At 48.2% G+C, this 25203-nt stretch carries 23 protein-coding genes and 1 riboswitch; of the genes, 8 read left to right on the top strand and 15 right to left on the bottom strand.

From position 1 onward, the window contains the following. Window positions 1-55: 55 nt before the first annotated feature. The 5 genes from FMS18_RS05085 to FMS18_RS05065 form a co-directional block, all read right to left on the bottom strand. Window positions 56-511 (bottom strand): YaiI/YqxD family protein, encoded by a 456-nt coding sequence (locus tag FMS18_RS05085; RefSeq protein ID WP_163292657.1) that lies wholly within the window; start codon window positions 509-511, stop codon window positions 56-58. A gap of 83 nt (window positions 512-594) precedes the next feature. Further along, on the bottom strand, window positions 595-1356 hold the full coding sequence (locus FMS18_RS05080) for an ABC transporter ATP-binding protein (protein ID WP_163292656.1): 762 nt from the start codon (window positions 1354-1356) through the stop codon (window positions 595-597). Then, a complete protein-coding gene (locus FMS18_RS05075) occupies window positions 1357-2193 on the bottom strand; it encodes an ABC transporter permease (RefSeq protein WP_163292655.1) in 837 nt (278 codons plus the stop codon). A gap of 122 nt (window positions 2194-2315) precedes the next feature. Beyond that, window positions 2316-3449 (bottom strand): CmpA/NrtA family ABC transporter substrate-binding protein, encoded by a 1134-nt coding sequence (locus FMS18_RS05070; protein WP_163292654.1) that lies wholly within the window; start codon window positions 3447-3449, stop codon window positions 2316-2318. Between the two features lie 20 nt (window positions 3450-3469). Further along, window positions 3470-4603 carry a double-cubane-cluster-containing anaerobic reductase gene (locus tag FMS18_RS05065; protein WP_163292653.1) on the bottom strand — a complete coding sequence of 378 codons (1134 nt, stop codon included), beginning with the start codon at window positions 4601-4603 and terminating at the stop codon, window positions 3470-3472. A 506-nt stretch (window positions 4604-5109) separates the two neighbouring features. Here FMS18_RS05065 and FMS18_RS05060 point away from each other — a divergent pair. Further along, on the top strand, window positions 5110-6795 hold the full coding sequence (locus FMS18_RS05060) for an FmdE family protein (protein WP_163292652.1): 1686 nt from the start codon (window positions 5110-5112) through the stop codon (window positions 6793-6795). Window positions 6796-6804: 9 nt separating this feature from the next. After that, the gene (locus FMS18_RS05055) at window positions 6805-7224 is read left to right on the top strand and encodes a winged helix-turn-helix domain-containing protein (protein ID WP_163292651.1); all 420 of its coding nucleotides are present in this window, start codon (window positions 6805-6807) and stop codon (window positions 7222-7224) included. Window positions 7225-7304: 80 nt separating this feature from the next. Here the strand turns inward: FMS18_RS05055 and FMS18_RS05050 are convergent, their stop codons facing one another. The 4 genes from FMS18_RS05050 to FMS18_RS05035 all read right to left on the bottom strand — a co-directional run bounded on the left by FMS18_RS05050 (window position 7305) and on the right by FMS18_RS05035 (window position 12380). Beyond that, window positions 7305-8960 carry an alpha-keto acid decarboxylase family protein gene (locus FMS18_RS05050; RefSeq protein WP_163292650.1) on the bottom strand — a complete coding sequence of 552 codons (1656 nt, stop codon included), beginning with the start codon at window positions 8958-8960 and terminating at the stop codon, window positions 7305-7307. A 356-nt stretch (window positions 8961-9316) separates the two neighbouring features. After that, the gene (locus FMS18_RS05045; RefSeq protein ID WP_163292649.1) at window positions 9317-9532 is read right to left on the bottom strand and encodes a hypothetical protein; all 216 of its coding nucleotides are present in this window, start codon (window positions 9530-9532) and stop codon (window positions 9317-9319) included. A 15-nt stretch (window positions 9533-9547) separates the two neighbouring features. Continuing rightward, window positions 9548-10042, bottom strand: a complete 495-nt coding sequence (locus FMS18_RS05040) for a deaminase (RefSeq protein WP_163292648.1) — start codon at window positions 10040-10042, stop codon at window positions 9548-9550. Window positions 10043-10067: 25 nt separating this feature from the next. Then, entirely contained in the window at window positions 10068-12380 is a 2313-nt protein-coding gene (locus tag FMS18_RS05035) for a protein kinase (RefSeq protein WP_163292647.1), read from the bottom strand. Between the two features lie 344 nt (window positions 12381-12724). Here FMS18_RS05035 and fdnG point away from each other — a divergent pair, with 344 nt between their 5' ends. The 4 genes from fdnG to FMS18_RS05015 all read left to right on the top strand — a co-directional run bounded on the left by fdnG (window position 12725) and on the right by FMS18_RS05015 (window position 18682). Next, window positions 12725-15766 (top strand): formate dehydrogenase-N subunit alpha, encoded by a 3042-nt coding sequence (gene fdnG / locus FMS18_RS05030; protein ID WP_163292646.1) that lies wholly within the window; start codon window positions 12725-12727, stop codon window positions 15764-15766. A 47-nt stretch (window positions 15767-15813) separates the two neighbouring features. Beyond that, a complete protein-coding gene (locus tag FMS18_RS05025) occupies window positions 15814-16548 on the top strand; it encodes a 4Fe-4S dicluster domain-containing protein (protein ID WP_163292645.1) in 735 nt (244 codons plus the stop codon). Window positions 16549-16884: 336 nt separating this feature from the next. Then, window positions 16885-17790 carry a formate dehydrogenase accessory protein FdhE gene (locus FMS18_RS05020; RefSeq protein ID WP_368854146.1) on the top strand — a complete coding sequence of 302 codons (906 nt, stop codon included), beginning with the start codon at window positions 16885-16887 and terminating at the stop codon, window positions 17788-17790. 163 nt (window positions 17791-17953) lie between these two features. Continuing rightward, window positions 17954-18682 (top strand): bifunctional 2-polyprenyl-6-hydroxyphenol methylase/3-demethylubiquinol 3-O-methyltransferase UbiG, encoded by a 729-nt coding sequence (locus FMS18_RS05015; protein WP_163292644.1) that lies wholly within the window; start codon window positions 17954-17956, stop codon window positions 18680-18682. Window positions 18683-18719: 37 nt separating this feature from the next. On the opposite strand, the gene FMS18_RS05010 is transcribed toward FMS18_RS05015, so the two are convergent. The 6 genes from FMS18_RS05010 to thiS all read right to left on the bottom strand — a co-directional run bounded on the left by FMS18_RS05010 (window position 18720) and on the right by thiS (window position 22523). Continuing rightward, window positions 18720-19052, bottom strand: a complete 333-nt coding sequence (locus FMS18_RS05010) for a hypothetical protein (protein WP_163292643.1) — start codon at window positions 19050-19052, stop codon at window positions 18720-18722. 76 nt (window positions 19053-19128) lie between these two features. Continuing rightward, complete coding sequence (thiE, locus tag FMS18_RS05005) at window positions 19129-19779, bottom strand: thiamine phosphate synthase (RefSeq protein ID WP_163292642.1); 651 nt, start codon at window positions 19777-19779, stop codon at window positions 19129-19131. 14 nt (window positions 19780-19793) lie between these two features. Continuing rightward, the gene (thiF, locus tag FMS18_RS05000) at window positions 19794-20417 is read right to left on the bottom strand and encodes a sulfur carrier protein ThiS adenylyltransferase ThiF (RefSeq protein ID WP_163292641.1); all 624 of its coding nucleotides are present in this window, start codon (window positions 20415-20417) and stop codon (window positions 19794-19796) included. Beyond that, window positions 20414-21535: a 2-iminoacetate synthase ThiH gene (gene thiH / locus FMS18_RS04995; protein WP_163292640.1), complete on the bottom strand. Its 1122-nt coding sequence runs from the start codon at window positions 21533-21535 to the stop codon at window positions 20414-20416. The genes thiF and thiH overlap by 4 nt, the downstream gene beginning before the upstream one ends. Window positions 21536-21540: 5 nt before the next feature. Beyond that, entirely contained in the window at window positions 21541-22317 is a 777-nt protein-coding gene (locus tag FMS18_RS04990; RefSeq protein WP_163292639.1) for a thiazole synthase, read from the bottom strand. Between the two features lie 5 nt (window positions 22318-22322). After that, entirely contained in the window at window positions 22323-22523 is a 201-nt protein-coding gene (gene thiS, locus FMS18_RS04985) for a sulfur carrier protein ThiS (protein ID WP_163292638.1), read from the bottom strand. A 69-nt stretch (window positions 22524-22592) separates the two neighbouring features. Next, a riboswitch (TPP riboswitch) is annotated at window positions 22593-22694 on the bottom strand. Between the two features lie 177 nt (window positions 22695-22871). On the opposite strand from thiS, the gene FMS18_RS04980 reads away from it, so the two are divergent. Both FMS18_RS04980 and FMS18_RS04975 read left to right on the top strand, forming a co-directional pair. Next, complete coding sequence (locus FMS18_RS04980) at window positions 22872-23627, top strand: hypothetical protein (RefSeq protein WP_163292637.1); 756 nt, start codon at window positions 22872-22874, stop codon at window positions 23625-23627. A 12-nt stretch (window positions 23628-23639) separates the two neighbouring features. After that, window positions 23640-25190 (top strand): DUF4831 family protein, encoded by a 1551-nt coding sequence (locus FMS18_RS04975; RefSeq protein ID WP_163292636.1) that lies wholly within the window; start codon window positions 23640-23642, stop codon window positions 25188-25190. Window positions 25191-25203: the final 13 nt, after the last annotated feature.

Here is a 25203-nt window from a genome sequence, read left to right as displayed (position 1 = left end):
CGTATCAGATTTGGGGAGGAGATGTATATACTTACGGGAATTTTTTTGAGTTTCTTTAATTACGGTTCAGGCTGCGGGTCAGGAATTTATCCAGCTGGTTGGTGAAATTCTGTTTATCCTTGGGGCTAAAAGCCGCAGGACCGCCGGAAACAGTTCCTGCGCTGCGCAGTTCTTCCATAAGATTACGCATGCTCAGGATGGATTTGATATTGTCTTCGGTGTATAGCTCTCCGCGCGGGTTAAGGCCTGTTGCACCTTTTTCTACAATTTTATCTGCCAGAGGGATATCTGCTGTAATCACCAGATCACCGGGATTGCACAGCTTGACGATCTCATTGTCCGCCACATCAAAACCGGCACCGACCTTGATCATATCAATGAAAGGGGAGGTGGGAAAATTCATATATTGATTGGCTACAAGGGTAAGTTTTACTTCCCGGCGCATGACAGTCTTGAACAGAATTTCTTTTACGGCCTTGGGGCAGGCATCGGCATCGACCCAGATTTGCATAATCTCTATCCCTGATAATCAAATGGTTAGTTTAGGTTTCTGCCTTTACTATGAGGACAGGGGATAAAAATCAACGACTGTTTTTAGTGCTCCAATTCTTTTAGGATATAATCGGTCAGTGCCCCGAATTCCGGCATGGCCCTGCTGCGTGGCCGTTCCATTTCAACGTCGAGAGTTTTGTGGATACGGCCCGGACGGCTGGACATAATCACTATGCGGTCGGCAAGGTAAATAGCTTCATCCACCGAGTGGGTGACCAGTACGATCGTTTTGCGGGTCATCTCCCAAACCTTGAGCAGTTCTTTTTGGAGCAGGATACGTGTGTGGGCATCCAGTGCCCCGAACGGTTCATCCATGAGCAGGACATCCGGTTCGTTGGCAAGGGCCCGGGCGATTGCCACTCGTTGGCGCATGCCTCCGGAGAGTTCATGGGGATAGGCGTCTTTGAAATCAACCATGTTGACCATGCGGATGTAGCGAAGCGCATCTTTATACCGTTTGTCCTTATCGACCCCGGCGAATTCCGGACCGGCGGCAACATTATCCAGTACGCTCAGCCACGGGAACAGGGAATATTCCTGAAATACAAGGCCGATTTCCGCGCAAGGCTTGCTGACCGGGCTTCCCTTATAGTGAACTGTGCCCGATGAACTCTTCTCCAGCCCAGCAGCAATGCGCAGGATGGTTGATTTACCGCAACCTGAAGGCCCGACAATGCAGGTGAATGAGTTTCGTGGAATTTGCAGACTTACGCTGTCCACGGCAAGGATGGTGTTTCCGTGTCCTGTAGTAAATTCCTTGCTCAGCCTGTTGATTTCTATGACTTGTTCCAGTTTCTGATTCATCTAGTCCGCCTGTCTGCGCCATGAAAATTTTTTTTGTTCAATTTGTCGAAATACCGCATCCATAGCAGCCCCGACAATTCCGATGGAGATCATTCCGGCAATTACGATATCAGTTGATGCCAGCGTAAAGGCGTGAGTGATCATATAGCCGATGCCGGAAAGTGATCCCGGAAGCATTTCTGCGGAAACAAGGCACATCCATGCAATGCCCAGCCCGATACGCATTCCGGTTATGATGGAAGGCATGGCTGCGGGGAGCAGAACTTTACGGAAAATCTGATTTTCGCTGGCCCCGAGCACCCGTGCGGAATCGATGAGGGTTTTGTTCACATTGCGCACGCCGTGGATGGTGGAGGTCAGAATGGGGTAAAATGCGCCGATGAAGATGATGAACAGCATGGCAAATTTTATGTTGTCCAGATAGATGTATATTTGTCCGGTTTCCACCCCGCTGATGGTGGCAAGGCTGGAAATTCCGAACCAGGCCATGACCAGCGGCACCCACGCCAGCGGGGGGATGGGGCGGAACAAATTCAGGAATCCATTGAAAAATTTGAAGATTACGCCGTAGTAGCCCATGACCACACCCAGCGGGATGGCGACTGCTGCCGCTAGAGTATAGCCCATGATCACCCTTACAAGGCTGACCAGAACGTTACCTGCAAGCGAGCCCATGCTGATCAGGTCTTCGGTGGGATTTAATACAATATGGCTGACCTGCTCTATTCCGGGCAGTATGACCTGATTGCCGATTTGCTCCGCAAGAGCGATCCAGACCATAGCCAGCAGAGCCGGGGCCATTACAGGAAGTGTAAGTGACAAAGCACGTGTTTTCATAAGAAAGACGCCATACCGCGCTAGATGCGAAGCTTACTAAAAGGTTTTGAAAGGGATGGGGTCTGGGGAAGGGAAAACTTTTTCAAAAGTTTTCCCTTCCCCAGCCGCCGGAGGCGTTCAATTTATTTCTTTAAGCTTTTTTCAACAAATGAGAAGTCGAACAAAATGGGAGTTGCAGCGGTGATGTCCGCGTTTTTCATTTTGCCTTTGAATTTATTCATGCTGTTGAGCATGCTCAGGAATTCAGCTTCACCTTTGAGCCAGTTTTCAGTGGGATCGGTGGTATAGATGATGGTGGATTTTTCCACTGCTTCGGCAGGAACTCCGATCCATTTTGCGGAGATTGCAGCAGTTTCCTTTTTGTTGGCATTGCTCCACTTGGATGCTGCGGTCATGAGATCGGTCATGGCCTGAACGACTGCGGGCTGATCGGTAATGATCTGCTCACTGGCACCCATTACGCAACAGGGGAAGTCGGTCCAGTGTCCGGCAGGCGGCAGGTCGCGTGAATCAAGCCCGATGTGCCCTACATGTTTGTGCTCGGCAACAACAGGGTGCGGTGCGGGGCCGACCCAACAGTCAACCTGTTTGCTGAGCAGTGCCGGGATGAGGTTTGAAGTGGACTTGAGATCAACCATAAGAATGTCCGCTTCTGCGTCGTTGGGATTGCCGGTGATTTTGAATCCTGCCTTGTGCAGTGCGCCTTCAAAGGCAATGCGCGGCGCGCTGGTGGGGGAGTGATAGCCAATTTTGAATGGTGTTTTTGAAGCCTTGATTGCAGCGGCCACATCCTTGTAACCATCGACTTTGCTGCCTTCAGGGAAAACCATGCTCATACCGTCGACATGCAGGGGGCAGAGAATTTTCATCTTGGTGCCTTTGTCGATACCGCTCATGAATGCGGTGCTGGAAGCAAGGCCGAGGTCCAGACGGTTCATGGCGAACAGAGTGGTTGTTTCGGAACCGCTTTTGGATACAATAAGGTTGATTACTGCCAGCGGTTTGCCTTCGGAGGAAAAGAGTTTGTACTTTTGTTTGGGTACCATTTCTTCCAGATAAGCACCGGAATTCTGGAAATCTTTGCCCTTGATTGCCGCGACCATGATCGGGGTATGATGGGTGGTGAAAATATATCCCATGTACAGGCTGGGTAGTTTGCTCTTTGCAGCCTGTGCAGCGCCGATGTTGAAGCTGCATGCCAGCAGCAGTGCTGCTAGGATTACAAATCCTTTGTTTAAAAATCTTTTAAAGTTCATCCTTGTCTCCTTGAATTGTTTTATTCAGCAAGCTCTACAAACGCCTCAATGCGGGTCCGCAGTTGCTCAATGTCTGATTCAGAATAGTCTGTCTCAATGTGCAGGAAAGGCAGACTCATTTCATCTTCAATAAAATTTCGCAGGCTGGTGGACTCTGCATTGTAGGTATGGCAGCCAAGCCATGTAAGATCCATGACCGCGTCCACCTCGAATGTTTCAACCAGCTCCTTGATGGATTCCAGTCTGCCGGGATTAGGGGTCATGCATGAGCAGGGGACCTGCAAATAGCGGCGGGCAATGGCTTCATAGGGATCGCCGTTCTCCTCTACAGGCAGGGTAAGACCCTTCAGGCCAGAACAGTTTTCCATGCAGACCACATGAGCACCGAGTTCTTCAGTGACGGTGATTGCTTTTTCCGATCCTTTACCTACCGGGCATCCGGTCAGGAGTATGCGTAAGCCTTTCTTTGATTCTAATTCCGGGCGTGCCAGATATTCATGCAGTTCAGAGCGCAGGGTCTGTAATTGTTTCAGGTATGTTTCAGGAGAAATTGAAAAACTTTTGCTTTCCTGCACCGCGAGCATTTCCCGGGCTGTGAGCGGGGAGCGTCTGTCCGCGCTGAGGATCATCAGTTCGTAAAGTTCCTTGCGGATTTTGTTTTGCAGAATGATTTCATTATGTAGAGCTTCTTCGGTAACTTTTATGCCGGAATATTCCACGAGAAATTTTTCCAGTTCATGCAGGCCGCTCATCCAATACCTGAGGGGAGCTTCACCGTTTTGGGTATGGGGGAGCTGCATGAGGTGAAGCGGTTTGATTGTCTCCATCAGCTCGTACATTTTCTTTTTTCCGTCACAGGTAGTTTCAGCAATAATTATGTCGGAGAAACTGAAAAAGGGGCAGGAGTCTGTTATCGCATAGCCGTAACTTGATTTGATCAGCGGGCAGAGGCTGGCTGGAAGTTCCCGTTCGGCATCCTTGATAGGGGCCTGTTTTTTTCCGCACAGGCTGACCGGGGCGATGCCCGCAGCCCGGATAAGTTCATTGGGAGCATAGATGCAGTAAACTCCGGCAACTTTGCCGCCTTTGTTTTTCCACTCATCCAGTTCTGCCAGACTGTATTCTGAAAAAGAAATGAACGGTTTCAAGTTCATGGCTATGTCCTCTTTATTAATTGAAAAATTCATTTTTACGGTTAGGCGGCCCTTAGAAAATCGCTCTTAAAGGATCATAGAATAATGGTTGAGTCCAATTGGTAATACAAATGATCTCGGGCTTTTGTGATCGGCTTTTGTGATGTGGCGGCGGGCATCATATAAAGATGTATTAATAGTATTGTTGCGGGTTTGCAGCTGAGGCGGCGGGTTGAATTACAGGTATCGGTTTATTTTAACATATAGAAATATTTTACCCCGCAAGGCATGAAATCCCTTATGATCGATAGGCTTACAGCATGGGTGAGTGTTTAATTAATTACTTCTGTTTATCTGTTTCAGTTGTTCTTATATTTGGTCTACTTTTGCTAACATACTTAAAATAAACATAAAAATAATTTTGTTCCAAACCGTAAGCAATCCCGTAAATTTTGCTGTTCCCATGTGCTTTCTTTAATTGTGCCCCATACGGCATAATTAAAGTTTTTTAAGCATATGGAGAGAACATGAATCTTGAAGCCGCCATCAGTCAGGAAAATACCCCGGTACGGGATGATTCCATCGGCCCTTATACATATGACGAATTTATCGAAGCCGCGCGCAGGTTTCACGGCAGCCCCGCACCGGGACTTATTCTCGGCGGATATATGATGGAAGAGGCCCGTAGGCATCTTCCTGAAGGTGCAATTTTTGATGCCATTTCCGAGACCTCATGGTGTCTGCCGGATGCCGTGCAGATGCTCACTGTATGCAGCACTGGAAACGGATGGCTTAGAGTTAAAAATCTCGGGGTCTATGCCCTGTCTCTTTACGATAAGTACACAGGCGAGGGTGTGCGTATCCGGGTTGACCCCGAGAAACTCAAAGACTGGCCCGAAACTGAGTCTTGGTTTTTCAAACGCAGGCCCAAGCACGAGCAGGATTCTGTAAAGCTTCATGCTGAGATCAGGGAAGCGGGGGCTGCTTTCTGCTCCGTCGAGGCTGTGCAGATCAAGCCGGAAGCGATGATCAAGCGCAGCAAGGGCGGCATCACTACCTGCCCCATTTGCGGAGACGCTTACCCCGGTTCTTTCGGTGCTATCTGTAGAAGCTGTCAGGGAGAAAGCCCGTATGCCAGCCGCGATGCAGGGCTCAAGGCTTCTACAGCACTGCTTCCCCAAGGACTCAAAGTTGTTCCGGTAGATGAAGCCGAAGGCAAGACCGCAGTTCACGATATGACCCGCATTGTTCCCGGCGAAAGCAAGGGACCTGAATTCCGCAAGAATCATGATTTTACCGCTCACGATATCTGCCGACTCCAGATGATCGGCAAGAACCATATTTACGTTGATGAAGGCGATATTCCCGAAGGGGAGTGGGTGCATGAAAATGAGGCCGCCCGGACCTTCGGACGGATCATGTCCGGAGATGGTATCTGTACCGACGGTGAGCCGAAAGAAGGTAAAGTAACCCTGCTCGCCGAACATGACGGACTGCTGGTCAGCGATCTTGAAATGATGAACCGTTTCAACCTTGTGCCCGACGTGATGGTTGCGGCCCGTAAGAACGGTACTCTGATCAAAGAGGGCGCACGCATTGCCGGGACACGGGCCATCCCGCTCTACCTTTCCCGTGAGAATTTCTCCCGCGCTGTTTCCGCACTGGACGGAGATCCGTTATTCAAAGTGCTTCCGCTGCAACGCAAGAAGGTCGGTATCCTCATCACCGGGGATGAAGTTTTTAACGGTCTCATTGATGATAAATTTGAGTCTGTCATCACTGCAAAGGTGCAGGCATTAGGCTGCGAAGTTGTCCGCTCTGTCATTAAGCCTGACGACCGCGAAGATATTCGCGACGCAGCACTTTCCCTCATGAAAGAAGGTTGTGACCTGCTTATCACAACCGCAGGAATGTCTGTTGACCCTGATGACGTGACCCGCCACGGCCTGGTGGATGCCGGAGTATCCGACCTCCTGTATGGTGCTCCGGTACTCCCCGGTACCATGCTACTGCTGGCTAAGGCCGGAAATGCAAGAGTAATCGGCGTTCCGGCCTGCGCGCTCTTTTTCAAAACCACAAGTCTGGATCTTGTTTTACCCAAAGTAATCGCCGGGCAGGATGTGACCCGCAATGATCTCGCATCGCTTGCTGACGGCGGCTACTGCATGGAATGCAAGGTTTGCACATTCCCCAAATGTCCTTTTGGAAAATAGGAGGCGAGTATGCATAAGAATCTCGACCCGCCCGAAATGGGGTCAACTGCGGCATTGGCTGAAATGGATTCCCATAATCCCACAATCCGGCTGCATCTTTGGCTGGAAGGAGGCGAGGGGGTCTTCTTCGGCTACGGCAGGCTGCTTCTGCTGGATCGCATTGAAACCTGTGGATCGCTGAAAAAAGCATCCGAGGAACTGGGCATGTCCTACCGCGCCGCATGGGGCAAGATTAAACAGACCGAGCAGGTCCTAGGGTTCCAGCTCATGGAGCGGGTAGGCAGCAGGCGCAGTGGTTACCGCTTAACCGAAGCGGGACGGGTCGTGCGGGACAAGTATTTCGAATGGTTCAACAAGGTTGAGCAGGATGCCCGTGCTAGAGCGGAGGAAATTTTTCCTTGGAAGTCTAAGAGCTTCGGGGAGAGTTGAGAGCTTTACTAATCAAATAAGGGCCGTACATGAATTAACATGTACGGCCTGTTTTTATGCGTGGGTTACAAGGCGGAGTATCAAGCCTTCCAGCCCGGTCCCTTTACCACAATCTCGTTTAGAACCCGCCCCATTTCCGGCGTTTCCATCATTCCGGTCACCACTTCGATATAGCATCCGCTGTCCGCTGTTGCGGCTTTTTGTAAGGCCTCGTCCAGTTCGCGGTTGTTCGTTACTTTTGCGCTGAACCAGCCGTCCATGCCCAGAGCTTCGGGTAATTTGCTGTAATTCCATTGGGCCAGATCATTATAATATATGTAGGGATCTTCACAGAGCAGCCGCTCGATGAGGTAGCCGTCATTATTCACGCAAATAATTATGGGCTTGAGTTTGAAACGCGCAAATTGGCAGATTTCCTGTACGGTCATCTGGTGCGCGCCTTCTCCGGTAAGCAGCAGAGTGCGCCGTTTGGGGGCAGCCATTGCCGCTCCGAAAGCAGCCGGAGTAGCCCATCCGATGGAACCCCACAGCGTCTGGTTAAAGAAAACCGCATCTTCTGGAAGCCGGGAATTGACCAGCCCCATTGATGCTGTCCCGGTTTCACCCATGATGATGTCATTCGGTGCGAAAAAGCGTTCAATGCGCGGATAGAGTGAGTCTGCAGTAATTTCATCATCCGCTTCCCCCACAGGTACGCCGAGTCCCTGCGGAGTCATGGGGATAGGCAGGGAAAGATTTCCGATGCGCCCGCAAAGTTCGCGCAGGACGTCTTCAATAAGCACATTATGATAGACCGCATGCCCGATGCAGACGCGGTCAGGATGAATTTTGATTTCGTGTGCGGGATCAAGATTTACGGTAAAAGCCCCGGTGTTGATGTCGGAGCGGATAGTGCCGAAGCTGACCACCAGATCTGCTGATTCAACGGTCTGCTGCACTTTTTCATCGAGAATGCGTCCGTTGTAGACCCCGATAAAATTAGGATGTGTTTCGGAAAGCGTCCCCTTGGCCATGAACATTGAAGTAAACGGCATGCCGGATTTATCGATGAATTCCAGCATCGGTTCATGCAGTTCATAGCGTCCAATCAGTGCGCCGACCATGGCGATGGCGTTCTTTGAATTTTCCAGCCTTTCGATGATGAGCGGAATGACTGTATTAAGGGTATCCTGATCGCTGACAGGCTTGGGCAGGGGATGCGGTTTGGTGCAGCCCAGTTCTTTTAGTGCTTCATCCGCAGGCACAGCAATGTATACGGGCTGTTTTTTAGTCAGCGCGGCATTGATGCAGCGTTCCACTTCTGCCACGGTATTTTCGGCTGTAAGGATAGTACTGGCGCAGACCACTGGTTGGGTCATTTTATAAAAAAGGTCGAATTCGCCGTTACCAAGTGAATGGTGAATGAGGTTGCCGTTGCGCTGCACCGAGCATTTAGGAATGCCAACGATATGGAAGACAGGCAGGTTCTCCGCATAGCATCCGGCAATACCGTTAATGGCGCTAAGTTCGCCCACGCCGTAAGTAGTGCAGACAGCGGATTTGCCTTTGATACGGGCGTAGCCGTCTGCGGCATAGGCGGCGTTGAGTTCGTTGCAGCAGCCGATCCAGTTGAAGTCTGAATCAGTGCAGAAGGCATCATTAACCGGGAAGGAATAATCGCCCGGAACCCCGAAGATATCTGTGATTCCGATTTCTTTTAATCGTTCAAGCAAGTGCTGGATAACTGTCTGGTTCATGGATAATCCCCCTATTATTTATGGTAAGCAGGGTAGCATGATTTTGGTTGCTCGTCTGCTCTTGTGGGGGGATTGTGTCTATGGGGGGGGAGTGTTGGGGGAATGTATGGTGGGAAGATTAAAGGGTTAACTCGGGGGAGTTAACCCTTTATATTTTTTGTATAGCATTTCATTCCTTCGGTTTTCTATTAGTACCAAGCGAAAACTCAGTATTCGAAGTTCCTTCCTGCTGCTATAGACTACAAATATGCTACATGAGACCGATAAGATAGGTTGTTGAATGCTGTATTTCCACCATATGGATGTTCAGTCATTTTCTGAAGGTGATTAGAAGGACTCAATATGGCTGAAGTCATTTAAGAGAGTTTTGTGACTATTGTTTCCACTGTTTTTATGACTTCTTCTTGAGATATTAAGCTGGAAGGATAGTCTCCTTTTTGTTTTTTCAGGAGATCTCGTTCAGCTGTTTTTTTCATTTGGCCGTATTCGCGGCGCAGGATTTTTAATTTGTACTGTAGTAGTCCCAAAATATATTCTTGTTCGTCTACAGTCAATTCGAGTTGTCGAAGCATGGCACACCCTTCTTGCTAATATTCTTTATTCAGGTCCTCAAAAACGTCACCTTCGTTCAGAATCCAATTCTCAACGATCATAGTGTGGTATCCATCAGGGATTTTAGCGTAAACATAGCATAGACCTGCGTTGATAATAGCACGTTTGCATAACTTGCATGGTTCAGCTTGTTCAACGTATTCACCTGTGCTGGAATCTAACCCTACAAGGTAAAGATTCCCCCCAGCCATTTCCCTGCGTGCCGCATGGATAATTGCGTTCATCTCAGCATGTACGGATCGACATAATTCATATCTTTGCCCTTTTGGAACATTTTGTTGTTCTCTGAGACAAACTCCAATGTCGATACAATTTTTTGTGCCTCGTGGAGCACCGACGTAACCTGTGCTAATAATCTGGTCATTATTTACTATCACAGCTCCAAAATTGCGTCTGAGGCATGTGCCACGCTTTGCTACTTCCTTTGCAATGCCGAGATAATAGTCAATTTTAGATGGTCTTTTTCTCACTATTTTATACTCCTATAATTGACTGTTATTGCAACTCTGTTTCGATGATGGCTCGTGCCTCCTTGGCGGCAGAGACCTTGTCCTTAATAGACTCAATTAATTGGGGATGCACAAAAACTCGAATTTTCCGTGCTGAATCCATAAAGGACTCGCTGGCAGCCTTCCATAGGACTCCGATTGACATGGTTTCTTGGGGGAAAGACTCACATTCAATGTCCAAATTTTTGATTCCATATTTCCCACAGTCTGGAATATCAATGAGTATCTGGCCTGGCTCAATATCAACGTCAAACAATGTGCTAAGACCAGCTAAGACTCTTTGTTGAGCCTTTTTCCATCCTTTTCTGGGGACCCTGCCATTACCGCGAGCTCTAATGATGGCTTCGTAAGCAGGAAGATCCTGTTCAGATTGTTTTGTCAGAACGACAAGCCGTTTATATGGTTTTTGTCTTTGCAGGCAGTCGGTTAAGGGTGATGTGAAAAGATTCCCTATTGCTTCAAAAACAGTTTCGTCTGTGCCTGTGTAAGCGTTTACATCTTTAAGTAGTATTTCTTCTGCTTTTCGACCTGTTGTTTCAGCGTGTAGTGTAATGCTTGCACGTAGCATCGCCGTTAAGCTTCGAACTGTATGGCTCCAATATACTTGATTAAACATCCAATAGCGGGCTGCAGCTAGTGCTTCGGCGCAAGCACTGCCTTTGGCTGTCATGCTTAATTTAGGAGTCTGGCCTGCTGAAAGATCAACAGAAAGACTTGATAAGAATCGATGCCTATCAAAACAATTTGCATAGGGAACTCCACAATGATGTCCATCTCTTTGTAGGTAGTCCAGTTTGTCTGCATCAATTGGTCCATTTACTATGTCTCTTAAAACATGAATCATGCCATGAGTCCCCGTGCTTTCAGGCAAGCAGTCTCGCACCGTGGCGTCTCTATCAGACAAAAAAGTAAAGACGGCTGCCAAGCGGGAAGCATCGTCAACTCCCCAATCCTTTTTAAGAATAGTCAGTAGTTCTTCGCGTTCTACCTGTGTGGATGGAATGAGCTTTGTGAGAGGTTTGTCGCCTTTAATGAAGTTAGGCAAAAACTCATCAGAGCAGGTTGCCGGAAGTATTTCCTCGAAAGCATGGTAAAAAGGATAGTGGTGAACATCATGCAAAAGAGCATAGAGCAATGTGTAATTGAGGAGTTCTACAGATACATCTTGTAAAAAAATAGAAGAATTTCCATTTTCACATAATGCTTCAACATAGGCTACAACGTTTTCAAAAGTGCCTAGAGCATGTTCAAATCTACTATGTTCAGCACCTGGAAAGATGCGGCTAACCATCGCTAACTGCTTAATTCTGCGAAGACGTTGTATAGCACGGGTGTTTACGAGTGTTTTTACCTTTCCGGAAAAATGTCTGATGCTGTCCCCAGGAATTCTGACGTAGCCGCCAGCCAGAGAGGATGTGAGTTCCCGTTTGTTGTCCCACCTCTCGTACATTTCTAGGGCAGTCGCAGCATCAATCGATACACCCGAAGTCGAAGAATTTTGAGATAAGCGTTTCAGTAGGCCTTTTAGGTAGCTAGCCTTACGGGAAACTTCCTCATTTAGTGTTCCAGAGAATTCTGACAATAATTCCGTAATAGCTTTGCTCATCATGTGCAAATCAATTTGTGGAGTGAGCTTCTCACGGGTTAGGGTGGTTTCAGCTGCATCGGTTATACTTGAGTCTAATCTAAATGAGAATCCCGTTGGCCAATTGCTTTTTGTAGATCGTATGGTGACAGGAAAAGCTGTTTTATCGACTTGGATAGCAGTCCCAAAATCTAGCAAAATCAGGCGTGGAGTATTTTCTTGTCCTACAGAAAGCATTGTGTTTGGAAGTTTTATGTCAAGATGGTATGTTTTTTTATTGTGTAAGTGTTTTAAGGCACTCAAGAATTGCTTCATTATTTCGAAGATTAACGTGTGTTTTTCACTGGTAGTTGAAATTGCCTTAATGTAATCAAGGGTCTTTTTGCTGCCCTTGCTTGGGTCAAAATAATCAGTAACATAATAAGGAAGAATTTTGTCATCCACAGTGATTTCACCTCTTGCATGCACTTTCGGGAATGAGGGGTGATCAAGCTGTTTAAGAATTTCTCCTTCCTTTAATAAGTCTTGTCTCATGTCCTCTTTATCTGCGTTGCTGATACGCAAGACTTTGATTGCAACTTTTTCAGGCAAATCATCCAGTCCTTTTCGAACAGGTTTTGCGATATATATTCGTGCGCAGCCTCCTTTAAGGCCTGAATCATCAATTTTACCGTATTGACCGTTTAATTCTGCCGTTAATGCTTTTGCAATCATTGTATTTCTCTTTGTTGTCTAATTTGAGTTGGTATATTTGTTAATAGATATCAATGTGGATTTTAATCGTCAAGAGGAAAAAATATCGTAAAATGCTTACTTTTGTATAGGATAGATCCTGTTATGTCTTTTCCCACTTCCAGCCGTTACCCAGCCCTCAGTGACCAAATCAAAACAAATAGGAGAACTTTCAAATTTTCACAATCTCCCCCTATACATATGTGCTAAATCTAACATATTCAATTCATTGACTTTATTTCACCCTTCATATTCTATGGAATCATCAAAGTAATTGTCAGGCGTTTACTCGGTTTTGTGAGCCTGATTTAAACTGAGGAGGTTCCATGAATATTTCACGGCGAGGGTTCATGAAACTTGCAGGCGTAGGTGTCGCAAGTATCGGTATGAGCCAGCTGGGACTCGATCTTTCCCCGACGCAGGCTTATGCTGCCGGGCTGAAGATTGAGGGCGCGAAAGAAGTGATTTCCATCTGTCCGTTCTGTTCGGTCAGTTGTCATTTCATCGCCCATGTTAAGGACGGAAAGATTGTCAGCTGTGAAGGTGATCCGGATTACCCGGTCAGTGAAGGTGCTCTCTGTGCCAAGGGTGCGGCTATGCTCTCCATGCATAACAGCCATCACCGCATTGAAAAGCCCCTGTATCGCGCTCCTTACAGCGATAAATGGGAAGAAAAGAGTTGGGAATGGACACTTGATCGCATTGCCCAGCGCGTAAAAGAAACACGTGATGAAGACTTCAAACGGTTCAATGATAAGGGCCAGGAAGTTAACCGTGTAGAATCAATTTTCCATCTTGGTACATCGCAGATGGATAACGAGGAGTGTGCAGTCGTCCATCAGGGTGTACGCGGTCTCGGCCTGGTGCATTTTGATCACCAGGCACGTATCTGACACAGCGCAACAGTTGCGGCTCTGGCAGAGTCGTTCGGGCGCGGTGCGATGACAAACCACTGGTGCGATATTGAAAATGCGGATTCTATCTTAATCATAGGTAGTAACGCCGCGGAGCACCATCCTATCTCCTTTAAATGGGTATTGCGGGCCAAGGACAAAGGCGCCTCGGTTATGCATGTTGACCCCAAATTCTCCCGTACTTCCGCGAGATGTGATTTTCACGTCCCCCTGAGATCGGGAACCGATATCCCCTTCATGGGCGGTATGATCAACTATGTTCTTGAGAACAACATGTTCTTTAAGGAATACGTTGCAAATTATACCAACGCAGCTTTTATCGTCGGTAAAGATTACAAGTTCTCCAAAGGACTTTTCTCCGGTTACGACAAGAAAGCCCGCAAATATGACAAATCCAAATGGGCTTTTGAGCTGGATAAAGACGGCGTACCTAAGCGTGATGAATCTCTGAAGCATCCCCGTTGCGTATTCCAGATGCTCAAGAAGCATTACTCCCGCTATTCTCTCTCCAACGTTTCCAAGACCACAGGTGTTTCCAAAGACAACCTGAAGCGGGTCTACAAGGAATTCTCTTCTACCGGTAAGAAAGATAAATCCGGTACCATCATGTACGCATTGGGCTGGACCCAGCATACCGTTGGCGTACAGAACATCCGTTCCAGCGCCATCTTGCAGCTCCTGCTCGGTAACATCGGTGTAGCAGGCGGCGGTATCAACGCCCTGCGCGGTGAGCCTAACGTACAGGGCTCCACTGACCATTGTATCCTCTGGCATATCCTGCCCGGATACCTGCCTATGCCCAAAGCCAGCATGGGGTCTTATGAGGACTACGTGAAGAAGACCACCCCGGTCTCCCACGATTCTGAAAGTGCCAACTGGTGGCAGCATAAACCTAAATATATGGCCTCCCTGCTTAAGGCATGGCGCGGTGAAAATGCCTCAGCTGATAACGGCTTCGGTTACCAGATGCTGCCCAAGGCTGACGATGGTGTGGATTATTCCTACATCTACATCTTCGATCGCATGTATAAAGGCGAGATCAAGGGTGGTTTCACATTCGGTACCAACCCGGCCATGAGTGTGCCTAACTCCAACAAGACCCGTAAGGCTCTTGATAATCTCGATTGGCTGGTTGTTGGTGAGATTCACCACACCGAGACTTCCGAGAACTGGCACCGTCCCGGTATTGATCCTGCTCAGAATAAAACAGAAGTATTCCTGCTTCCCTCCGCCCAGCGTGCGGAAAAAGCTGGTTCCATCTCCAATAGTGGCCGTTGGCTGCTTTGGCATTATGAAGCCTGCCGCCCCATGGGTGAAGCTAAGAGTATGGGTGAAATGTATGTGGATATTATCAACCACGTACGCCGTCTCTACAATAAAGAGAACGGAGCATATCCCGAACCTCTGCTTTCCCTTGACTGGCCCGCATATTACGATGCCGAAGATATGGCCCAGCGCATTAACGGCCGTTTTACCAAGGATGTTGAATTCAAGGGCAAGAAGTACAAAAAGGGCCAGCAGGTACCTTCCTTTGTAGCTCTGGCTGATGATGGTTCCACCTCTTCATTTAACTGGCTCTATGCTGGCAGTTACACTGAAGAAGGCGGCAACAAAGCTAAACGCCGCAGTCTGGAACAGACTCCCATGCAGGCTAAGATCAACCTCTATCCCAACTATGCATGGTGCTGGCCTGTAAACCGCCGTATCCTCTATAACCGTGCCTCTGTTGATGCCAACGGTAAGCCTTGGGCACCGCAGAAGGCCGTTATCGAATGGAACGGTTCCAAGTGGGAAGGCGATATTCCTGATGGCGGATGGCCGCCGAACGCAACAGGCAAGGGACGTTATCCCTTCATCATGCGTAAGGAAGGTCACGGACAGCTTTACGGTCCCGGCTTGCAGGATGGTCCTTTCCCCGATCATTATGAACCGGTGGAAACTCCCATCAAGAGCCATCCTTTCTCCCGTCAGCTTAACAGCCCGGTCTACAAGCGCGTGTACAGTGACATGGACAAGCTTGCCAAGCCTGCTGATGAGCGGTTCCCCATTGTCCTCACCACCTACAGCTTGACTGAGCACTGGTGCGGTGGCGGTGATACCCGTAACACTCCGGTCCTGCTTGAGGCAGAACCGCAGCAGTACGTGGAAATGAGCCCTGAACTGGCCAAGGAAAAGGGAATTGAGAACGGCGATCCCGTTATTGTTGAAAGTATCCGCGGAAAGGTTGAAGCCATCGCTATGGTTACTGTGCGTATGACTCCGTTCAAAATCAAAGGCGACACCGTTCACGAAGTCGGTATGCCTTTCTGTTTCGGCTGGACCTCCAAAGGTGCAGGGGATGCTACCAACCGCCTTACCCCGGCTGTAGGTGATCCTAACACCACCATTCCCGAGTACAAGGCCTGTCTGGTGAACGTTCGCAAAGCGAAAAAGCTCACCGAGATTGAAGAGTAACCCGCAACCAGGCCGGATTGAAAAATCCGTCTGCAAAGGAGTAAAAAATGCCTAAAGCATTCTTTGTTGATACTTCCAGATGTACGGCTTGTCGCGGTTGCCAGGTTGCCTGTAAGGAATGGCACGATCTGCCCGCGGTAGAAACAAAACAGCGCGGTTCGCATCAGAATCCACCTGATCTGAACCCCTTTAACTATAAACTGGTCCGTTTCAGCGAGCATCGCATCAACGGCAAGGTCGAGTGGTATTTCTTCCCCGATCAGTGCCGCCATTGCGACGTACCTCCCTGTAAGGACATTGCTGATGCTTACGTAACAGGCGCGGTCATCAAGGATGAAGATACCGGAGCGGTAATCTTCACCGATCAGACCAAGCGTCTCGGTGCTGATGAGTGTCAGGAAATAACTGAAGGGTGCCCCTACAACATCCCGCGCCGCAACACCGGTTCCGGTATGTTGACCAAGTGCGACATGTGTATTGACCGTCAGCAGGCCGGACTCGTGCCCGTCTGCGTCAAGACCTGTCCCACCGGTACTATGAACTTCGGTGAACGCGAAGAAATGGTCGCTCTTGCTGAAAAAGCCCTCGAGAGGGTCAAGAAAGACTACCCCAATGCCCAGATTATCGATGCTGACGAAGTCAACGTCATCTATCTGGTGCAGGATAAGCCTGAACTTTATTACGAGTACGTTACCGCAGACGCTTCCGGCGTAGGCAACGGCGTAACCCGCAAAGAGTTCCTCGCTAATCTCGCTAAACCAGCTAAACGTATGTTTGGATAAATAAGTGCCTCCGGCGGCTGGGGAAGGGGAAACTTTTTGTAAAAAGTTTCCCCCTCCCCAGCCCCCCCCCTTCCAAAACTTTTATCGGGGCTTCGCCGCTGGGGTTGCTGAAATGGGGTAGAATCAAAAGAATTTCACCCATGCAGGGATTTGCGGGAAGTAAATTAAACAAATTTCAACAGTTTATCGTTACCGGACGCGAAACTTATTAAAAGTTTTTGAAGAGTCCAGAGAAACTTTTTCCAAAAAGTTTCTTTGGCCCTCGGAGAGCCGCCGGAGGCGAAATAGTTTATATAAAAAGCGCGTAGCGCATCAAATAGTTCAGGAGCATAAGTAGTGAGTAATAAAAAGAAACATGATGTTCAGGCGGGATTGCTGGCATTGCGCAAAAAGATGCCTGCTCTTGAGAATATTTTTGATGCTTTCGGGCCGCTGGTTGTTGCACAGGAGAAGGCGGAAGAGTTGCTGGCGGACTGGGGCGGCTATACTGTGCCGGGAGCATATGCCCCGCGCTTTGAGCAGGGTGTGGCTCTAATGGCGGATATGGAATTGCCCGAACTCGGCGATAAGTTCCGTGAAGTTTTCATGTTGGTGGCAAGTGCTGTTGTCGAAGGTGTTCCTGCAATTTCAAAGCAGGTGGATGAGATAGTTGTTGCAGTGGGAGAAGTTGAGAATTTCAATGATCTTGCTAAAGCTCTCTGGGATGAGGATGGCAAACTTTTGAATAATCTGGTGGTAGAATGGAAAGTTGATGACCAGATTCTGGCATTTATCGGTACTCTTTCACTAAAGCCGTTCATGGTCCGCATGGAGCCGGAAGCGGCAAAGGTCATTGAGAATATGGCTTGGCATAAGGGCTACTGCCCGGTCTGCGCTACATTTCCTGATCTGGCACTGCTTAAAAAATCCGGTGATGACAATGCCTATCTTAAATCCCATGGCGGTCAGCGTTGGCTGCATTGTTCCGGCTGCGGACACGAATGGCGTTTCAAGCGTAACACCTGCCCGTGGTGCGAAAATGAGGATATCGAAAAGCTCCGCTATCTACAGTCTGAGGAACGCCAGAACGAGCGTGTGGATGTCTGCGAATCCTGTAAACATTATTTCGTAACCATCGATACCCGCGAACTCACCGACCAGCCCGACCCGCGTGTTGCCCCGCTTGGGCTTGTGCATCTGGATATCAAGGCTCAGGAGGAGAAGTATCAGCCTTTGGCTGAGACTCCTTGGAATGTGTTGTAGGATTTTTGATAGATTGGAAATGAAAAACCGCCGCAGCCAGTGAAGTTACGGCGGTGTTTTGTGGTGAGTTGTGTGAAAATAGTATTGAGGGTTGTATTGTTTTTTATCTTTATATAAAAGGATCCCTTCAAATGAAAAATTAATATTAGGAGTAGTCGAAAAAATGGCAACAAAGCAAATCAGACGTGCGCTGACTAAGATTATAAAAGACAGGTTTTTCGGGCAGACGGGAGTCAGGCATTTGGATATAGGAGCCGGAGTAGGCGGTTTTACTAAGCAGATTAAAGATGCCTGCAATCTGGATACTGAAGCTTGTGACTTTCATTCAGAACGATTTGAGCCGACAGATATTACCATTAAAAGAGTTAATGTTTGTAAAGAACAGCTTCCTTACGAGGAAAAAACTTTTGATCTGGTTACTTGCGTTGAAGTTATTGAGCATCTGGATTCCTATGATAATCTCATTGACGAAGCCAAAAGGGTACTCAAGCCGGGAGGTCTACTGATTCTAACTACTCCAAACATTCTTAATATGAACTCAAGAATTTCTTACCTGATGAATGGTTTCCAGCAGATGTTTGCTCCTATTCCCATGAAGAATGAGGAACATTATTCAACCGGAAGTCATATTTCTCCAATTCATTATTTTTTTCTTGTCCATGCCCTAACTGAGAAGGATTACAGAAATATTGATTTCCATTCTGATAAAGTTCAGAAGTCAAGTTTTGGTAAGTGGTTGACATTCTTGCCTGTTCTTCTTTTGGGAAAGGTGCTTTTTTTCTTTAAGCAAAAGAAGAAACATTTGTCGGAAGACAATATGAAATACGTGGAAGATATGTTTTCCTTCCGTATGCTGACAAGTAGGACTTTGATTGTAACTTGCGATAATTAATTAAGCCCGCCGCAGCCAGTGAGGTTGCGGCGGTGTTTTATTGGCAGGGGAATTCATAGCCAGAGATTAAATCTTCCAGAATTTTAAGTCTTTCGTCCATGTCATCTATTTCCAGCAGATAAATGCAATTCCAGTTTCCATCCCACAAACAGTCCGCTTCTGGTGGATTATTCAGTTCTTGGCGGAAGTTTTCCGTTCCCCCAACATAAAGCATATTGACCTTGAATCCGGCCCGGTGTCCGCGTGGGTGGGTGTAGGAGAGGATGTAGATTCCTGCTTCTTCAGGAATGGGGCGGGTTTTTGCGAAGATTCCGAAAGTGTATTCCTTTCCTGATTTACCTGTGAATATCCATTCTTTTTGTTTGAACATGTATCTTCCTTCCACCGCCCCAGAACCGGAGCTTCTGGTTCAGGGGGCTTTCTGGTGAGTGGTTCCGATTCGAAATTTATTTGTCCATTGCCGTACGCAACTCATCGACCATCCCACCGATATCATCTGCGCCGACAATCTCAGTGACAAGGGCCACGCATTTTGCGCCCCGGTTCATGACCTCGGCAATGTTATGTTCCTTGATTCCGCCGATGGCTACAAAGGGGATGTCTATGTTTTTGACTACCCAGTCGAGGTATTCGAAACCTACGGGGTCAACAACATCGTCTTTGGTGTAGGTTTTAAAGATAGGACCTACTCCGATATAATCTACGCCAGCTTCTACTGCTGCAAGTGCTTCTTCGGGAGCGTGGGTAGAGAGGCCGATAGCCATGTCTTTTCCGATGAGCTTGCGTACTGCATGGACCGGGAAATCTTCCTGCCCGATATGGATGCCGTCCGCTTCAACCATCATGGCGAGGTCGATGTCGTCATTGATGATGAAGGCGGCCCCGGCTTCGCGAGTCATTTTGCGGATTTCCATACATTCTTCGTACTTCTGCCCGGATTTGATTTCCTTTTCGCGGTACTGGATCAGCTTGATTCCGCTATCAAGCATCTCGCGGACCACTTCGATATTGGAGCGGCCCTTGGAGAATTTCAGGGCGGTCAGGCAGTATATATCAGTATCAAGGATGTTTTGGCGGGTGATTTTTCTGGTGCTCATAGTTTGTTCTCTCGTTATTGGGCTTCTTGAAATTTATTCAGGTAATGCTCGAGTACAATATCGGCCTGCTTGGCTGCGCAGATTGCCACCCGTGGTGAAAAGGGCGGGGTCTCGGCGTTGCACTCGGTTTTCATGTCCCCGATAATGTAGAAATTGTCGCGGACCTTGCGGGTTTTGATTTCATCAGTGTTGCCAGTGCCGCCCATACCGGAGGCTGTGACCAGCAGTTTTCCTGTGGACAGGAAGGTCTCCACCAGTGTTTTTTTGGCTGCGGCATCATCAAAGGCTTCGATGATCACATCACAATCCCCAAACAGTTCATGCACGTTTTCACGGTGGATTGAAGTAACGTGGGCAGTGATGTCGAGGTCCGGGTTGATGGCCCGTAAATTATCGCTGAGGGCTTCGACTTTGCTTTTACCGACTTGGTCTGCAAAGTAAAACTGGCGGTTGAGATTGGATTCCTCAATCCGGTCAAAGTCAGCAATGATAAATTTTTTGAATCCGCTGCGCACCAGATGCATGGCGCAGTTGGACCCCAGCCCCCCAGCTCCGGCAATGCCGATGCGGACTGCTTGCAGATTGTGCAAACAGTCCTTGCCGAGATATTTTGCTATGCCTTGCTCGGTGCGGTTCACGATGCTTCCTGCAAGGGGTGCCAGTCTTTGAAAACAGGCTGGTATCCGTGTTTTCTGAGAACTTCACACATTTCATCCACACTGCGTTCGTCGCTGATGTCAAACTGGCTGACTTTATCTTCATCTTCGCCGGTATGTCCGCCCACTTCGGTGGAAACTCCTGCGGACATGCGGGTTACGCCCAGAGGGAGGATATTTTCGCGGAAATCCGGGGCCTCGCGGGTGGAAATGGTGATTCCGCAGCGGGGCAGGAAAATACGCAGGGCCAGCATGTTCTGCACAAGGGCTGTGTCGCTGACCAGCGATTTGGGTGTGAAGGCATCGCCCACATGGGTGCGGATACGCGGCAGGGATACGGCAATGTCCACTTCGGGATATTTATCTTGCAGGTAGGCGGCGTGGATGCCTGTTTTCAGGGCATCGTGCTGCCATTCATCAAGGCCGAGCAGGGCACCGATATTGACCACACGCATTCCGGCTTGACAGGCCCGTTCCGGGGCATCGAGGCGGAAGCGGTAGTCTGCCTTGGGGCCTGCTGGGTGCAGGTCCGGGTACAGCTCTTCGTTGTAGGTTTCCTGAAACATGGTCATGCCGTCCACTCCGGCCTCTACCTGCCGTCCGTATTCTTCCTCGGTCATGGCGTAGATTTCAATGGATACGGATGGAAAATGTTTGCGCAGGATTTCCACTGCGGATTCAATATATTCCGGGGATGACTTGGCCCGTGCGTCCCCGGTAAGGATGAGCAGATGCTTGAGTCCGGTGGCGGCAATGGCCTTGGCTTCTTTTTCGAGCTCTTCCGGTCCCAGTTGGGAACGGGGGATGTTGTTTTTTGTGTTGAAGCCGCAGTACACGCATTTGTTGGTGCAGAAGTTGGCCATGTACAGCGGGGTGAACAGTTGAATGGTTCTCCCGAAGTGCTGCAAAGTGAGCTGGCTGGCTTTGGCGGCCATTTCTTCGAGAAAGGGAATTGCTGCGGGGCTTAACAGGGCAAGGAAGTCTTCGGGGCTTAAAGTTGTCTTGTTAAGTGCGCGCCTGACATCGTGTTCGGTTACGGAGCCGAATTGCTCGGCAAGGGGGGCGTCGTTGTATTCGGCGCAGATGGGATAGAAGCTCATTTTATTTATCCTTCGTGCAGGAATCCGGTAAGGGGTGAGGATGCCTTGGCATGGCTGTGTTTTGCTCCGGGGCCGGAGAGGTAAGCTTCGCGTCCGGCTTTTACTGCCCGGCCGAAGGCTTTTGCCATCATTTTGGGATTACTTGCGGTGGCGATGGCGGTGTTGACCAGACAGGCGTCAGCACCCATTTCCATGGCTTCACATGCTTCGGAAGGTCGGCCGATTCCGGCATCCACAATGATCGGCAGGTCAATTTCATCGATCAGAATACGGACCATCTCACGGGTTTTGAGTCCCCGGTTGGTTCCGATGGGTGCGCCAAGGGGCATAACCGCTGCGGCTCCGGCGTCAACCAGAGAACGGGCAATGTACAGGTCTGCGTTTACGTAAGGCAGGACCACGAATCCTTCTTTGGCAAGTATTTCAGTTGCCTTGGCGGTTTCATAGCCGTCCGGCAGCAGATATTTGTTGTCGGAAATGACTTCGATCTTGATCCAGTCGCCGCAACCCATGGCCTTGGCAAGGCGGGCGATGCGCACCGCTTCTTCAGCTGTGCGCGCCCCGGAAGTGTTAGGCAGCAGCTGCATGTGTTTGGGAATGAAGTCCATGACGTTTCCGGTATCGGATTCCAGATCCACGCGGCGCAGAGCCACGGTGATGATCTGGGAACCGGAAGCTTCGCAGACATCCGGGATTACGGAATCATCGGCGTATTTGCCGGTTCCGGTCAGCAGACGGCTGTTGAATTCAAGGCCGCCAAGTTTGAAAATATCATTATTCATCTTAATCAACCTCCGCCTACAAAGCGCAGTATTTCGAGGTGGTCCCCGTCATTTATTTGTGTGGAGCCGTAGTTATCCGCCGGTATGATTTCCATATTGATTTCAACAACTACGGTTTCGGGTGGGAGATTCTTGGATTCAAGAAGGTCCAGAACAGTTGGTGTCCCGGCGAGTTCGGCATCCTTGCCGTTAAGCTTTACGATCATTTTCACTCCGTAAAAAAAAAGCTCACCACAGGATAGGGCGAGCGCAAGAATAGATAAGATCTTGAGGATATGAATCTATTTATGCTTCCCTACGGCGGGATTACCCGCATCAGGTTCAAAGGGACAGGCGAAAACGCCATCTCAGCCATAAAGGCACCCCCAGCAGCAAAAGAGGTTATTCAAAAGCTTTGGTTGTGTAAAGAGAAAAAGAAAAGGGCATATCGGCGCGCTTGAAAATAATTGATTAATTTATATTAATATATTTTGCGGAATAGGCTTATTGGTGATATTGGTAATCATGAAACTTTGAGGAGCGTTGTAAAGGACTTTTTAGACGAAGGAGGGAATATGCCCGGCACTTCTTTTAGTCGTTCTCGTAAAATCAGGCTTGAAACCAAGTCTCTCGGTCTTCCCATGCATGTGCGGGATCAAGGCGATCAGGCTTTTTGCTGTGCAAGTATGGCTGTTGTTACCTGCATGGAAATACTGGATGCTCAGGATGGAGCTTATGTAGAGCTTTCCCCTTTATATAATTATTACAAAGCCAGAGGCTACGGCTCGGTGAAGACCAAGCTGAGCCTTCAAGATGCAATTAGTTCTGCAATAAATGACGGTGTGGCTCCTCGCGAATTTCACGACACTCCTGCTCCGGTCACAATTGAAGCAGCCCGTAGAATTCCTTCTGGAGAAGCAGACCGGGAAGCCCTTAAATATCAGATAGTATATAGTAACTGGGGAGATTATGGAAGCAGGTACGGGTACTACGAGCTTTCATATTCAACGAGTCGGGCTGTAGAGGAGTGGAAAGAAGCCCTGCGCAAGAATCACCCGATTGCAATAGGAGTGCTGGTTGGTGAAGCATATGATCAGTTGAATGAGACCTACGCCGTGTACAGGCCGGAACCTGAAAATTTGAGTCTCAGCAGGGGACACGCTGTTGCTGTGGTTGGTATGGATGAATCCATGCAGGCTTTTAAGGTCTTGGATTCAAGAGGAAATGAGTTCGCAGACAAAGGCTGTTGGTGGCTACCTTACTCTGTGATTTCACAGGGAGTTGTTGTCGAAGCTGTGGCCATAGACCGCATAACCTATGAACATATTTAACCGGAGGATAACATGTTTAAAAAAACGCTATTTGTAATTAGTTTCCTGTTGCTTTTAGCTGGGTGTACCACGACTACAGTCAATGTCTATCCTGTTAAGACTCTTGTAAATGATGGTGATTTAGTAAAGAAAATGGCTGAAGATAAATCGCAGGGTTTTTTTTATTCATTGCCTAAAACGGTGTTGAATGTTGCTGTCACTGTACAGAAGATTGATAGGAAACCGGGAGCCTTCTGGGCTAACCGAACTGAAATAATAAAAGAATGTGACAAGTATATAGGCAAATTTAAAGGTGTGGAATCAAATATAGATGTTATAAATAATTGCATGGGTTTAAAAGCTCTTTTGACTTATAAAAAAGCCGTGCAGAAGCCGAATGTCGATTATAAAGTATCAGATATATCGATTGTTACCTCAGTGGAGCCGGATACTGAAAATCAGTTTTATGTGGAGGTTGATGATGATTCCTTCACTGCAAATAGTTTAAAGATGACTCTTGCCGAGTACGGCATGATTTCAGATGCGGCAATGACAACTACTGATAAAAGTCTTGATTATGCTGTTGCCGGACTCAAAGCCACAGCATCCATTGCAGGCAGTTTTTTCGGTCTGGGAAGTGTGGCAAAATCCGGAGGGTTAAGCGGGTATTCATTGATTTTCAGACAAGCCCTTGCAGAGTACAAGAAGTACAACGCTGAATTGACGGAATATGGAAAATTTTTGACTTTTTCTAAGGCCCAGCAGGCAGTCATCAGTAAAGAAATGTATGGCATTGCCAAGGCAAATTATATAGCGCGTATTAATGAGTATAAATCCTCTTTTATTGGCAGTGAGACTAAAACTTCTAAAACATTTACTGTTAAGTTCAGTCCAGGGTCTCTTGCCAGTGACGGTATGGAACATATTGACCTGTTTGATTATTACGATAGTGGAATTGTGTATTCTAGTGATAAACGGCTTAGGTTTGATAAAAAAGTATATCAGGCAGCACCCAGCAGTGCAGAGGGCGTAACGCATGTAGCTTTGAAGGTAGATCCGGCCTTGGATGGAAGCGTGGATAAGTTGAAGGATCTGTCCTCGGCATTATGTGTTCTGGCAGGCAAGGACAAAACCTGTAACCCCAGCACTGCAAATCTGTGCTCATCGCCTCCATGCGGTTTGGCTTACCGTATTCCGGGCATGGCACTTGTCTCTATCTCCGCCAATGACAATATTTTAAAAAGTGAAGAGTTAATGATTGCCCAGCGTGGGCTGGTCGCATTTCTGCCCCGCACCGTAACTGGTTCTCAGTCCGGATTGGCAGCAACATACTATGGCGAAAGCGGTGCTCTTAAAACCGTGAGTGTTGATAAGGCTGTCCCCGAAGCTTCTTCGATTTCAGGGCTTGGAGAAGCAGCATCAGTTGTCGGAACATTCGGTGAAACTAAAAAACTACAGAGTGAGTCCGCAAAAGCAACGGCCAAAGCAAGTATAGCCCAAGCCAAATATAATGAAGCAAAAGCCAAAGATGATCTGCGGAACCTAGAAGAGTCGTTCAGCGCAGGGACGGGTGAAGAAGAATAGCTCTTCCCAGCAA

The sequence above is a fragment of the Desulfovibrio sp. JC022 genome (genome assembly GCF_010470665.1).
GTDB lineage: Bacteria > Desulfobacterota > Desulfovibrionia > Desulfovibrionales > Desulfovibrionaceae > Maridesulfovibrio.
The sequence above is the reverse complement of the archived record's forward strand: the minus strand, read 5'-3'. Positions and strand labels throughout refer to the sequence as shown.